The sequence below is a fragment of the Bradyrhizobium sp. STM 3809 genome, from assembly GCF_000239795.1.
Classification (GTDB): Bacteria; Pseudomonadota; Alphaproteobacteria; order Rhizobiales; family Xanthobacteraceae; genus Bradyrhizobium.
Window position 1 is genome coordinate 1 of record NZ_CAFJ01000319.1, and the last position, 12,474, is coordinate 12,474.

Sequence of the window (12,474 nt, forward strand, 5' to 3'; positions counted from 1 at the left end):
TGTCCGGGCCATCCACGTCGTTCGACATCCTAGGAGCGACGTGGATGCCCGGGACAAGCCCGGGCATGACGGTGCAACTAATAGACGGGATTGCTCGTCGCGACAGCATCGCGTCGTGCCGTGCGATCGCTATGCCGAAAGCGTAGCCGGATCGAGCGCAACCCAAACGGCGTGCAAGTCGACCTCGTCCGGGAGCGATCCGCATCCCGGGATCACAGCGAGCATCGGTCTGTTGTCGCCTGCGTCACCCGCCCGGCGCCCGCGCCAGCCGGATCGCCTCGCTCAACGTCGCGCGGTCGCCGACATGATTGGCGAGCAGCAGCACCAGCCGCGCATTCATGCGCAGCGCCTCGTCCTCGCTGAGCTCGCGCTGGCTGCCGATCAACTCGGCATAGAAATCGTCGGGATCGCTGATGTTCGGGGTGAGGATCAGGCTCATGCGGCAAGCTCCTGCTGCACCGTGCCGGACCTGCCGCAGGCGCGCCGGACCGCCGCGGCGATTGCGGCCTCGTCGAATTGCGGGAAGCGGGCGGTGACATATTGATCGGGACGGAACACGTAGGTCGTGCCCTCAGACGCGCCGTAGCGCTGCGCGAGCAGGCCCTTTGCATCTTCGATGTCGCGGCCGACGACGAGCACGCGGGCCGTGAGGCCGTCGACGCTGATCTCCCTGGCGGCCGCCACGGGGTCGAATGTGAGTACCGTGAAGCCGGCGCCGAGGCAGTTCAGCAACCAGCCGGTCTGACCCGCAACGTTCACGGGCGCGTCGGCTGCCGGGCTACCGGGCAGCATGGCTCCGGCGCAGCTCGCACCGTCGGGCGTGTTGAGCGACGAGCCGAGGTAGGGCGTCGGCGTCGACAGCCGGCCGCTGTTGACCAGCGGCCGTGCAAAGGCGTGGTGCTGCGAGAGGTCGAGCACGGCATCGCGGAAGCGGCGGCTGACTTGCGTCTTCGGCGTGATGAAGTCTGTCGCCCGCGTCGAATTGAGAATGTTGTCGTCCGCCGCGTAGGCGCGCTCCTCGTGGTAGCTGTCGATCAGGCTCTCCGGCGCCTCGCCGCGCAGCACCAGCGAAAGCTTCCAGGCGAGATTGTCGATATCCTGCACGCCGGTGTTGGCGCCGCGGGCGCCGAACGGCGATACCTGATGCGCCGCATCGCCGGCGAACAGCACGCGGCCATGGCGGAAATTGTCGATGCGCCGGCAGGCGAACTGATAGATCGAGACCCATTCGAGCTCGAACTCCGCGTTGTCGCCGAGCATCGCGCGGATGCGCGGGAGTACGCGCTCCGGCTTCTTCTCCTCGTCGGGATCGGCATCCCAGCCGAGCTGGAAGTCGATCCGCCAGATGTTGTCGGACTGGCGATGCAGCAGCACCGACTGTCCCCGGTGGAACGGCGGATCGAACCAGAACCAGCGCTCGGTCGGAAACTCCGCCTTCATCCGGACGTCGGCGATCAGGAAGCGGTCCTGGAAGAACTGGCCCTTGAACTCGGCGCCGACCATCCGCCTCGTGTCGGAATTGGCCCCGTCGCAGGCGATCACCCATTGCGCTTCCATGCTGAAGATGCCGTCCGGCGTCTCCACCGCGAGCACAGCGTGGTCGTCGGTCTGCTTGACGCTGACCAGCCGGTGCTTCCAGCGCAGGTCGACCAGCGGGCTCCTCCTGCAGGCATCGACCAATATTTCCTCGAGATAGTATTGCTGCAGGTTGATCATCGCCGGCCAGCGATGGTCGGGCTCGGGCAGCAGGTCGAACTGGTAGGACAGCCGGTCGCGGAAGAACACCTTGCCGATGTTCCAGCTCACGCCCTTGTCGACCATCGGCGCGGCGCAGCCGAGCCGGTCCCAGATCTCCAGCGGGCGCTTGGCGTAGCACACCGCGCGGGAGCCGATGCTGACGGTGTCGTTGTCGTCGAGCACCACCACCTTCTGGCCGCGCGCGGCGAGATCGAGCGCGGCGGTCAGGCCGATCGGGCCGGCGCCGATCACGACCACCGGATGGCGGCGGGTCTCGCCGCTCGCCTGCTCGGCCGAGCGGACATAGGGAAATCGCGGATAGACATAGTTGCTCATGGCGGCCTCGTCTGGCGCGTTGCGGTCGCAGGGCTATCGCATTTGACCGATCTGAGTTTTTCGCGACGCCGTCTCCACATCGTCATGCCCGGGCTCCCGGCCATGACGACGTTGAGACAGACGAGCGCAACACGTCGATCGTCATATACGAGAGCCTTGATTGCGGAGGCGACGGTGGGAAGGAACGCTCGCTCAGTCGGCGCTCGCGAATTCCTTCTCGTGCATCCAGGCGGTGTGCCGCGGCGGCTTCTTGGTGGTGGCCCATTCGTCGACCATGGCGTGCGCGACCGACTTCATCCGCGTGATCTGCTCGGGCGTCGCGGTCCAGGTCGCGATCTCCAGGCGGTGGCCGCTCGGGTCATGGAAATAGATCGACTTGAAGATGGTGTGGTCGGTGATCCCGACCACGTCGAGCCCGGCGGCTTCGGCGCGCGCCTTGGCTTCCTCCAGCTCGTCCATGTCCTTGACCTGGAAGGCGATGTGCTGGGTCCATTCCGGCGTGTTCGGATCGCGGCCCATCGGCGGCGAGTTCGGCAGCTCGAAGAAGGCGAGGATGTTGCCGTTCCCGGCATCGAGGAAGATGTGCATGTAGGGATCGGGCGCCTTGGTCGAGGGCACCTTGTCCTCGGCGATGGCGCCGAGCAGGTCCATGTTCAGGACCTTCTTGTAGAAGTCGACGGTGGCCTTGGCATCGACGCAGCGATAGGCGACGTGATGGATCTTCTCGATCTGCATGATGGTCCTCCCATGATCGTTGTTGGCATGATAGTAACGGATGATACGATCCGGCGGCTTTGATCCAGATCAATCCGATCGGGATCGGATTGAGATCGCCGTGGGCGAGCGGACGAGGGCAGGGGATGCGATGACGAAAACGGCCGACGAGACCAGCGAGGGGATCGATGGCGAGGGCGCGCGCGAGCTCAGGCTGCAGCGCTATTTCCCCTATCGGCTGGCGCGGCTCGCCGAGCAGGTGTCGCTGGCGGTGGCGGAGGTCTATGCCGATCGCTTCGCGCTGTCGCGCCAGGAATGGCGGATCCTGGCGGCGCTCGGCGAGCAGCCGCGGCTGCCGACCAAGCAGATCGGCCGGCTGACGACGCTCGACAAGATGAACGTCAGCCGCGCCATGCAGAGCCTGGAGGCCCGCGGCATCGTCAGCCGCAGCCGCGACCCCGAGGACGGCCGCGAGCGGATCGTGACGCTGACGGCCGCGGGAAGGGCGCTGTATCGCAAGATCGTTCCCCATGCGCTGGCGCGCGAGGCCGATCTGCTGGACGTGCTCACCAGGGAGGAGGTCGCCACCCTCAATGCCGTCATCGACAAGCTGCTGGGTGCCACGGAGCGGCCGGCATGACGCAGCGCGGCAGCCCGGGACGGGCGACGGCAAGGCTTGATCGAGGCCGTCGCCGCGCTATATCGACGGTCTCCCCTTCATTGCCAGCATGGGCCAACGCACGACGATGACCGACACCGCGACCGTTAGCCATTCCTTCCAGGCCGAAGTCTCCGAGCTGCTGCACCTGATGGTGCATTCCGTCTACTCCGAGACCGACATCTTTTTGCGCGAATTGATTTCGAATGCCTCCGACGCCTGTGACAAGCTGCGCTACGAGGCGATCGCCAGGCCCGAGCTCATCGGCGACGGCGAGCCGCCGCAGATCCGCATCATTCCCGACAAGACCGCCAACACCCTGACCATTGCCGACAGCGGCATCGGCATGGACCGCCAGGAGCTGATCGACCATCTCGGCACCATTGCCCGCTCCGGCACCAAGGCGTTCGTGCAGAAGCTCGCCGAGGCCAAGGACGGCACCGGCCTGATCGGCCAGTTCGGCGTCGGCTTCTACTCCGCCTTCATGGTGGCCGACCGCATCACCGTGATCAGCCGCCGCGCCGGCGGCAGCGAGGTCTGGACCTGGACCTCGTCGGGTAACGCCGGCTTCGAGGTCGCGCCGGCCTCCGAGGAGGACGCCAAGCGGGTGACGCGCGGCACCGAGATCGTGCTGCATCTCAAGGATGACGCCAAGAAATACCTCGAGACCTACGAGATCGAGCGTATCGTCACCGCCTATTCCGACAACATCCAGTTCCCGATCATGCTGGTTCAGGCGGAGGGCGAGCCGCGCCAGATCAATTCGGCGAGCGCGCTGTGGCAGCGCTCCAAGTCGGAGCTGTCGGCGGAGGACTACGCCAAGGCCTACAAGTCGATCGCCAACGCCTTCGACGAGCCGGCGATGACGCTGCACTACCGCGCCGAGGGCCGCTATTCCTACGCCGTGCTGCTGTTCGCGCCCTCGACCAAGCCGTTCGACCTGTTCGAGCCGGCGCGCAAGGGCAAGGTCAAACTCTATGTCCGCCGCGTCTTCATCACCGACGATGCCGATCTGATACCGGCCTACTTGCGCTTCATCCGCGGCGTGATCGACAGCGAGGATCTGCCGCTCAACCTGTCGCGCGAGATGCTGCAGAACAATCCGCAGCTGGCGCAGATCCGCAAGGCCGTGACGACGCGGGTGATCAGCGAGCTGGAGCAGCTCGCCGAGAAGGACGCGGCCAACTTCGACAAGATCTGGGACGCGTTCGGCGCCGTCATCAAGGAAGGCCTCTACGAGGACTTCGAGCGCCGCGACAAGCTGCTGGCGCTGTCGCGCTTCACCACCACGTCGGGCGAGCGGCGCTCGCTGAAGCAGTATGTCGAGGGGCTGAAGGAGAACCAGACCGAGATCTACTTCCTGGTCGGCGACAGCATCGAGCGGCTCAAGTCCAATCCGCGGCTCGAGGCGGCCAAGGCGCGCGGCGTCGAGGTGCTGCTCTTGACCGATCCGGTCGATGCGTTCTGGACCTCGGCGAGGCTGGAGTTCGACGGCAAGCCGCTGAAGTCGCTGAGCCAGGGCGACATCAATTTCGATCCGATCCCGGTCACCGAGAAGGAGGCCGAGGACGAGGCGAAGCCGGCGGCGGACGAGGCCAACACGATCGCGCTGATCAAGGCGAGCCTCGGCGATCATGTCACCGACGTGAAGGTCTCGACCCGGCTGACCACCAGCGCCTCCTGTCTCGTGGCCGGCAGCCATGGGCCGGATCGCGAGCTGGAGCGCATTCTCTCGCAGCAGGCGCGCGGCGCCCGCACCAAGCCGATCCTGGAGATCAATCTGCGGCATCCGCTGGTCGTGGCGGTGGCCAAGGCGGCCGCCGACAAGGCCAAGGTCGACGATCTCTCCTTCCTGCTGCTCGAGCAGGCGCAGATCCTCGACGGTGAATTGCCTGAGGATCCGGCGGCGTTTGCCGCGCGGCTCAACCGGCTGGTGCTGCAGGGAGTGACGGCATGAGATGACGCAAGGCGGGCGCCACGCTCTATTTGGTGGGGCCCGCCTGCGCGGCGACGAGCTTGCGCCAGCGCATGATCTCGGCGTGGTACGTCGACGCATAGATCCGGCTGTCGCCGGTGATCGGCGTGGCGCCGACCTCGGCGAATTGCTTGGCGATCGCGGGATCGGCCAGCGCGGCGTTGATCTCGCGGTTGAGCAGCTCGACGATCGGCTGCGGCGTCCCGCGCGGCGCCGCCACGCCATAGAAGCCGGAGGTCTCGAACGCCGGCAGCACGTCGGCGACGGGCGGCAGCTGGGGGAAGGATTCGACGCGCTCGCGGGTCGACACCGCCAGCGCCCGGATCTTGCCGCTGCGCAGCAGGTCGGTCGCGGAGGCGGTGTTGTCGAACATCGCGTGGATGTGTCCGGAGGCGAGATCGGTCAGCGCCGGGCCCGAGCCGCGATAATGGACGACGGACCAGCTGATGCCGCCGAGCGTCCGGAACAGCTCGGCCGACAGCTGCTGGACGGTGCCGGGACCGGCCGTGCCGACGCTGAGCTTGCCCGGGTTGGCCCGCGCATAGGCCAGGAACTCGGCCAGCGTCTTCACCGGCAGCTCCTTGTTGACGAGGAGCAGCAGCGGCGTCCGCGCCATCCCGGCGACGGGAACGAGGTCGCCGCCGTCGATGTCCGGCGCGGTCCCGGCCGAGGCGTTGATGATGTTGGCGGTCGACGTCGCCAGCAGCGTGTAGCCATCCGGCGCGGCGCTGGCCACGCTGCGGGTGGCGACATTGCCGCCGGCGCCCGGGCGGTGGTCGAGCACGAAGGGTTGGCCGAGTCGCCGGGTCAGCCGGTCGCAGATCAGGAGCGACAGCCGGCCGGTCGCGCCGCCCGGCGCGAACGGGATGACCCAGGTGACGGGGCGGGCCGGATAGGGCGCTTCCGCTCCGGCCGCCGCGGCGGCCGGCTGTACCGCCGCAACGGCGCTCCAGGCGGCCCATTGCAGCAATGCACGTCGGGTGAACGTCGTGTCGTCGGGCATGCCGGCCCTTGCGTTGGCATGGTCTGGGAGATGCAACCTAGCCGGTATTTGCGATTACTTCGTAAAAGCCCGCATTCGCATCAATCCCGCCATGCTCTCAGCCGGTTAACCGTTCCGGTTAACGGGTGGTCAGGCGCCGCCGCCTATAACGACGCCGAAGGTGGGGCGGTGGCAGTGATGGACATCGAGCGCGCGGACCGGTCTGCGGAACTCATGAGGCCGGCTGCGCGGCCCTCGGCGGCGAAGATCTGGCTGAGGGCGATCGAGCTGACTGCGCGGATCGAAGCCGAGCCGACGCGGCTGTTCGCCGATGAGGTCGACGCCTGGACGGCGAAGCAGCCGGAGCGGCCGGCGCTGATCGCCGATCGCGAGGCGCTCAGCTATTCCGCCCTGTCCGCACGCATCAACCAGTATGCCCGCTGGGCGCTGGCCCATCGCATCGGCCCCGGCGACACCGTTGCGCTGATGATGCCGAGCCGGCCGGACTATCTGGCCGCCTGGCTCGGCATCAGCCGCGTTGGCGGGGTCGTCGCCTTGATCAACACCAACCTGGTCGGCGCGTCGCTCGCGCATTGCATCAACGTCGCGACGCCCGCCCACGTCATCCTGTCGAATGAGGTGCAGGAGGCCTATGCGGGGGCCGTTGCGCTGATCGCGGGCAAGCCACGGGTCTGGATGCAGGGCGGCGATCTCGACGCCGCGCTCGCTGCGATGGACGCGAATCCGCTTGCGCCGGGCGAGCGGCCCGCCGTGACGATCAACGATCGCGCGCTGCTGATCTATACGTCCGGCACCACAGGCCTGCCCAAGGCGGCCAGCATCAGCCATCGCCGCATCCTGAACTGGGGCGGCTGGTTCGCGGGGCTCACCGGTGCGGGCCCCGACGACCGTCTCTACGACTGCCTGCCGGTCTATCATTCGGTCGGCGGCATCGTCGCACCCTGCAGCATGCTGCGCGCCGGCGGCACCGCTGTTCTGGCGGAGAAGTTCTCGGCGCGTCAGTTCTGGCGCGACATCGTTCGCCACGATTGCACGCTGGTGCAATATATCGGCGAGCTCTGCCGCTACCTGCTCGCAGCGCCGCCGTCGGACCTCGATCGCGCGCACCGGCTGCGGCTCGCTTGCGGCAACGGCCTGCGCGGCGACGTCTGGGAGGCGTTCCAGCAGCGCTTCGCGATCCCGCAGGTGCTGGAGTTCTACGCCGCCACCGAAGGCAATTTCTCGCTCTACAATGTCGAGGGCCGGGTGGGCTCGATCGGCCGCGTGCCCTCGCTGCTCGCCCATCGCTTTCCGGCGTCGATCATCCGGCTCGACGATGAGCAGAGCGCGCCGCTGCGCGGGCCCGACGGGCTGTGCCAGCCATGCGCGCGTGGCGAGGTTGGCGAGGCCATCGGCCGCATCGGCAAGGCCGACGACGGCGGCGGCCGCTTCGAGGGCTATACGGATCGCACGGCAACCGAGAAGAAGATCCTGCGCAACGTCTTCGCCCAGGGCGACGCCTGGTTCCGCACCGGCGACCTGATGCGCCAGGACGAGCAGGGCTTCTTCTATTTCGTTGACCGTGTCGGCGATACGTTCCGCTGGAAGGGCGAGAACGTGTCCACCAGCGAGGTCACCGAGGCGATCCTGCAATGTCCGGGGGTCGCGGAAGCCTCGACCTACGGTGTCGCAGTGCCGGGCACCGATGGTCGGGCCGGCATGGCGGCGCTGGTCGTCACGCAGGATTTCGATCTTGCAAGGCTGTCGTCGGAGCTCGCGCGCCGATTGCCGGCCTATGCGCAGCCGGTCGCGCTGCGCATCACGCCCTCGCTGCAATCGACGGAGACGTTCAAGCAGAAGAAGCAGCAGTTGATGCGCGACGGCTTCGATCCCTCGATCGTTTCAGAGCCATTGTACATGCGCGATGCCGCAACCGGAGCCTACCGCGCGCTCGACGCCGCTCTCTATGCGCAGATCGCGACCGGAGAGATCCGCTTGTAGATGATTTTAATCATAGGCCATGAGGGGCATTTACCAACGGTCTCGAAACATACCGCGAAGGTCCGGGTTCCTTCACCATCTCGCTCTAGGGTCGATCTTATCGTTTGAACAATGACGGATTTCGCCATGTCGGTACGGTTAAGAATCATTGCAGCGATCAAGCAGATTGCCGAGGAGCAGAAGGTCAAGCTGCCGCCGCTGACCGATGAGCTGACCCTGCACGAGACCGGCTTCGACTCGCTCGCCTTCGCAATCCTGGTCGCCCGCCTCGAGGATGATCTCGGCGTCGATCCGTTCACTTTGTCCGAGGAGGTCACGTTCCCCAATACGATCGGCGACTTCATCAGGGCGTATGAGAATGTCCCCGCGTGAGGTCTTCGCGCTGCCCGACCATCTCGGCACTGACCTGACCGAGCGGACCATTTCGGATCCGCGTCACGTCGTCGGGCTGGCCGAGCTGTCGCGCAAAAGCTGTCTCGGCGGCCGTGTCGGCGAGCTCGACGGCCGCTCGGTGCTGGTCGCGACCTCCGGCCAGCTGCTGGCGGGCCTGACCGTGATCGAAATCGACGGCGTGGCCCGGCGCATGCTGCTGTGCCCGCCGGATCTGAAGAGCGAGCATCTGACCAGCATCGTCGCGGATGCCGGAATTGATGCTGTGGTCACCGACGAGCCGGAACGCTTCGCAGATTGCGGGATCGATCGCGTGGTCCTGGTCGGGATGCCGCAGCCCGTCGCACGCATGGCGCAGACGGTGCGGGCGACCGAATGGCTGATGCTGACGTCGGGAACGTCGGGCGTGCCGAAGATCGTCGGCCACACGCTGGAAGGACTGTGTGGCGCCATCATCGGCGATCGACCGGCCCCTGGCGATGCGCTTCCGGTGTGGGCGACGTTCTACGACATCCGCCGCTATGGCGGACTGCAGATCTTTCTCCGCGCGATCGTCGGCGGCGGCTCCATGGTGCTGTCCGATCCGGGCGAGGCGCTGGCCGATCACGTCGCGCGTCTGAATGCGCGCGGGGTCTCGCACATCTCCGGCACGCCGTCGCATTGGCGCAAGCTGCTGATGAGCGGCTCGGCCGAGCAATTCGCTCCGCGTTATGTGCGGCTGTCGGGCGAGATCGCCGACCAGGCCGTGCTCGACGGTCTGAAGCAGGCGTTCCCGAATGCCTCGATCGGACACGCCTATGCCTCGACGGAAGCGGGAGTCGGCTTCGCGGTCAATGACGGACTGGAGGGCTTTCCCGCCACGCTGCTCGGCGAGGGCCTCGGTGCCGTTGACATGAAGGTCGTCGACGGCTCGTTGCGGATCCGCTCCAAGCGTGCGGCGCATGCCTATGTCGGGCGCGCCGCGGCGGCGCTGACCGACGCCGACGGCTATGTCGACACCGGCGACATGGTCGAGCTGCGCGGCGATCGCTACTACTTCGTCGGACGGCGCAACGGCATCATCAATGTGGGCGGCCTGAAGGTGCATCCCGAGGAGATTGAGGCCGTGATCAATGGCCACCCGGCCGTCCGGATGTCGCGCGCGAAATCGCGGCGCAGCCCGATCACCGGCGGCATCGTCGTAGCCGAGGTCGTCCTGACGGCGGACGGCGATCCGGCGCGCGCCGACGCTGTTCGCAACGAGATCCTCGCCGAGTGCCGCGCGCGTCTCGCGGCCCACAAGGTGCCGGCGATGCTCCGCTTCGTGCCGGCGCTCGACGTCACTCCGGCCGGCAAGCTGGCGCGCACCGATGCGTAACGTCCTGGTCACTGGCGGGAGCCGCGGCATCGGACTTGCGATCGCCCGCAGGCTCGCCGGCGCGGGCTTTGATGTGATCGCGGTCGCCCGCCGCGAGAGCGAGGAGCTGCGCGCGGCCGTCGCCGAATTCAGCGCGAGCAGCGCCGGCATCCATTTCCGCGCCTGCGATCTCAGCGCGGTCGATGCGATCCCGGCTTTCGTGAAGTCGGTACGCGACGAATTCGGCCCGCTCTATGGCCTCGTCAACAATGCCGGCATCGGGACCGAGGGCCTGCTCGCGACCATGCACAATTCGGAGATCGAGGGCCTCGTGCGCCTCAACGTGCTGGCGCCGATGATCCTGACCAAATACGTCGTGCGGCATATGATGGCCGCAGGCGAGGGGCGCATCGTCAACATCTCCTCGATCATCGCCAGCACCGGCTACAACGGCCTGTCGGTGTATGGAGCGACCAAGGCGGCGGCCAACGGCTTCACCCGCTCGCTGGCGCGCGAGGTCGGCAAGGTCGGCATCACCGTCAATGCGATCGCGCCGGGCTTCATCGCCACCGAGCTGACGCAGAGCATGGACCAGGCGCAGCAGCAGCGCATCGCCGGCCGCAGCGCGCTGCGGCGGCTGCCGGAGACCTCCGACGTCGCCGCGATGGTCGAGTTCCTGCTCGGCGAGGGCGGGCGCAACGTCACCGGGACGGTACTGACGGTCGACGCCGGCAATACCGCCTGACGCGATGATCTGCCGCGCCCGCGGTTGATTTCGCTCAAGCGGCGGCACCGCCGTCGCGGCGATACTGCCGGTGCAATTCCGGAATCGGTCGCCATGTTCGAACGCATCCTGCGATGGAGCCTCGTCGCAATCGCAGTCGCGGGCCTCGCCGCGGGCGGCGCCGCGCATGCGTTCGGCCGGCCCGAATGGGCCGGCATCGCCTTCACGGCCTCCACGGTCCCGGTCATCGCCGGTCTGGTCGTCTCGATCATCCGCGACGTCCTGGCCGGCCGCATCGGCGTCGATGCCATCGCTCTCGTCTCGATGAGTGCGGCGATCGTGCTGGGCGAGCCGCTGGCGGGCGCCGTGGTGGCGCTGATGTATTCCGGCGGCAATGTGCTCGAGGACATCGCGGTCGCCCGTGCCGAGCATGATCTTCGTGCGCTGGTCGACCGCGCCCCGCGCATCGCGCATCGCTGGCACGACGATCGAATCGAGGATGTTGCGGTTGCCGATGTTGCCATCGGCGACCGCCTGATGGTCCGTGCCGGCGAGATCGTCCCGGTCGACGGCGTGGTCGAGACGGCGATTGCAGTGGTCGATGAATCGGCGCTGACAGGCGAGCCGATCCCCGTCTCGAGAAGGCGCGGCATGGCCATCCTGTCCGGCTCGCTGAATGCCGGCGAGACGTTCGAGCTGTCGGTGACCGCCACCGCCGGCGAGAGCACCTATGCCGGCATCGTCAAGCTGGTGACGTCGGCGCAGACGGCGAAGGCGCCGTTCGTGCGGCTCGCCGATCGCTACGCGCTGATCTTCCTGCCGGTGAGCCTCGCCGTCGCCGCCGCCGCCTGGCTTGCCTCGGGCGATCTGATCCGCGCGCTCGCGGTGATGGTCGCCGCGACGCCCTGTCCGCTGATCCTTGCGGCGCCGGTGGCTTTCATCGCCGGCGTCGCCCAGGCGGCGCGCAGCGGCATTCTGGTCAAGGGCGGCGGCAAGCTGGAAGCGCTGGCGCGGGCGCATACCGTGCTTTTCGACAAGACCGGTACGCTGACCGTCGGCGGCGCGCGGCTGCTCTCGGTGGAGGCGGCCCCGGGCGAAGATGCAGACACCGTGCTGCTGCTCGGCGCCTCGCTGGAACAGGCCTCCCATCACGTTCTGGCGCATGCCATCGTCGAGGCGGGTCATGCCCGCGGGCTCAAGCTCAAGGTGCCGGAGCGCGTCAGGGAAACGATGGGCTCCGGCCTCGCCGGTATCATCGACGGCCGCCGCATCAGCGCCGGCTCGCCGGACCTGATCCTCGGCAGCCACGCGCCGCCCCCCTGGGCCGCGCGCGCCATTCGCCGCGCCTCCTGGCGCTCGGCGCTGATCGTGCTCGTCGCCGTCGACGGCAGGCCGATCGGCGCGCTGCTGCTGGCCGATGAATTGCGTGCCGACACGCCGCGGGCGATCCGCTGGCTGCGCGAGGCCGGCATCGCCCGCATGGTGATGGTCACCGGCGACCGCGCGGCGGCGGCGCAGGCGATCGGCGCGGCGCTCGACCTCGACGCGGTGCTCGCCGACCGCGTGCCCTCGGACAAGGTCGATGCGGTCAGGAGCGAGCAGCGGCTGCATCCGACCATCA

At 67.6% G+C, this 12,474-nt stretch carries 11 protein-coding genes; 7 read left to right on the top strand and 4 right to left on the bottom strand.

Annotated elements, in window-relative coordinates; all coding sequences use genetic code 11:
- Window positions 1-244 precede the first annotated feature (244 nt).
- The 3 genes from BRAS3809_RS17800 to BRAS3809_RS17810 all read right to left on the bottom strand — a co-directional run bounded on the left by BRAS3809_RS17800 (window position 245) and on the right by BRAS3809_RS17810 (window position 2,808).
- A complete protein-coding gene (locus BRAS3809_RS17800; protein WP_008963481.1) occupies window positions 245-439 on the bottom strand; it encodes a DUF2783 domain-containing protein in 195 nt (64 codons plus the stop codon).
- Entirely contained in the window at window positions 436-2,073 is a 1,638-nt protein-coding gene (locus BRAS3809_RS17805) for an FAD-dependent oxidoreductase (protein ID WP_008963482.1), read from the bottom strand. The genes BRAS3809_RS17800 and BRAS3809_RS17805 overlap by 4 nt, the downstream gene beginning before the upstream one ends.
- 192 nt (window positions 2,074-2,265) lie before the next feature.
- The gene (locus tag BRAS3809_RS17810; RefSeq protein WP_008963483.1) at window positions 2,266-2,808 is read right to left on the bottom strand and encodes a VOC family protein; all 543 of its coding nucleotides are present in this window, start codon (window positions 2,806-2,808) and stop codon (window positions 2,266-2,268) included.
- A 130-nt stretch (window positions 2,809-2,938) separates the two neighbouring features.
- Here BRAS3809_RS17810 and BRAS3809_RS17815 point away from each other — a divergent pair, with 130 nt between their 5' ends.
- Together BRAS3809_RS17815 and htpG are read left to right on the top strand one after the other, a co-directional pair.
- A complete protein-coding gene (locus BRAS3809_RS17815) occupies window positions 2,939-3,427 on the top strand; it encodes a MarR family winged helix-turn-helix transcriptional regulator (RefSeq protein WP_008963484.1) in 489 nt (162 codons plus the stop codon).
- An 88-nt stretch (window positions 3,428-3,515) separates the two neighbouring features.
- Window positions 3,516-5,402 (top strand): molecular chaperone HtpG, encoded by a 1,887-nt coding sequence (gene htpG, locus BRAS3809_RS17820; protein WP_170323299.1) that lies wholly within the window; start codon window positions 3,516-3,518, stop codon window positions 5,400-5,402.
- Between the two features lie 25 nt (window positions 5,403-5,427).
- On the opposite strand, the gene BRAS3809_RS17825 is transcribed toward htpG, so the two are convergent.
- Complete coding sequence (locus BRAS3809_RS17825; protein WP_008963486.1) at window positions 5,428-6,423, bottom strand: tripartite tricarboxylate transporter substrate binding protein; 996 nt, start codon at window positions 6,421-6,423, stop codon at window positions 5,428-5,430.
- 177 nt (window positions 6,424-6,600) lie between these two features.
- On the opposite strand from BRAS3809_RS17825, the gene BRAS3809_RS17830 reads away from it, so the two are divergent.
- The 5 genes from BRAS3809_RS17830 to BRAS3809_RS17850 form a co-directional block, all read left to right on the top strand.
- Entirely contained in the window at window positions 6,601-8,403 is a 1,803-nt protein-coding gene (locus BRAS3809_RS17830) for a long-chain-acyl-CoA synthetase (RefSeq protein WP_008963487.1), read from the top strand.
- Window positions 8,404-8,529: 126 nt separating this feature from the next.
- On the top strand, window positions 8,530-8,775 hold the full coding sequence (locus BRAS3809_RS17835) for an acyl carrier protein (protein WP_006611415.1): 246 nt from the start codon (window positions 8,530-8,532) through the stop codon (window positions 8,773-8,775).
- Window positions 8,762-10,150: a class I adenylate-forming enzyme family protein gene (locus BRAS3809_RS17840; RefSeq protein WP_008963488.1), complete on the top strand. Its 1,389-nt coding sequence runs from the start codon at window positions 8,762-8,764 to the stop codon at window positions 10,148-10,150. Before BRAS3809_RS17835 ends, BRAS3809_RS17840 begins: the two co-directional genes overlap by 14 nt.
- The gene (locus BRAS3809_RS17845) at window positions 10,143-10,874 is read left to right on the top strand and encodes an SDR family NAD(P)-dependent oxidoreductase (protein ID WP_008963489.1); all 732 of its coding nucleotides are present in this window, start codon (window positions 10,143-10,145) and stop codon (window positions 10,872-10,874) included. Before BRAS3809_RS17840 ends, BRAS3809_RS17845 begins: the two co-directional genes overlap by 8 nt.
- Window positions 10,875-10,967: 93 nt before the next feature.
- The coding region (locus tag BRAS3809_RS17850) for a heavy metal translocating P-type ATPase (protein WP_035656636.1) at window positions 10,968-12,474 on the top strand (1,507 nt) is incomplete at its 3' end.

What these genes read in the sequence shown, in the direction of transcription:
- BRAS3809_RS17815 (WP_008963484.1), top strand. Translation starts at nt 2,939, where the DNA reads ATGACGAAAACGGCCGACGAGACCAGCGAGGGGATCGATGGCGAGGGC.
- BRAS3809_RS17840 (WP_008963488.1), top strand. Translation starts at nt 8,762, where the DNA reads ATGTCCCCGCGTGAGGTCTTCGCGCTGCCCGACCATCTCGGCACTGAC.
- BRAS3809_RS17800 (WP_008963481.1), bottom strand. Translation starts at nt 439, where the DNA reads ATGAGCCTGATCCTCACCCCGAACATCAGCGATCCCGACGATTTCTAT.
- BRAS3809_RS17830 (WP_008963487.1), top strand. Translation starts at nt 6,601, where the DNA reads ATGGACATCGAGCGCGCGGACCGGTCTGCGGAACTCATGAGGCCGGCT.
- BRAS3809_RS17805 (WP_008963482.1), bottom strand. Translation starts at nt 2,073, where the DNA reads ATGAGCAACTATGTCTATCCGCGATTTCCCTATGTCCGCTCGGCCGAG.
- BRAS3809_RS17835 (WP_006611415.1), top strand. Translation starts at nt 8,530, where the DNA reads ATGTCGGTACGGTTAAGAATCATTGCAGCGATCAAGCAGATTGCCGAG.
- BRAS3809_RS17825 (WP_008963486.1), bottom strand. Translation starts at nt 6,423, where the DNA reads ATGCCCGACGACACGACGTTCACCCGACGTGCATTGCTGCAATGGGCC.
- BRAS3809_RS17810 (WP_008963483.1), bottom strand. Translation starts at nt 2,808, where the DNA reads ATGCAGATCGAGAAGATCCATCACGTCGCCTATCGCTGCGTCGATGCC.
- BRAS3809_RS17845 (WP_008963489.1), top strand. Translation starts at nt 10,143, where the DNA reads ATGCGTAACGTCCTGGTCACTGGCGGGAGCCGCGGCATCGGACTTGCG.
- htpG (WP_170323299.1), top strand. Translation starts at nt 3,516, where the DNA reads ATGGGCCAACGCACGACGATGACCGACACCGCGACCGTTAGCCATTCC.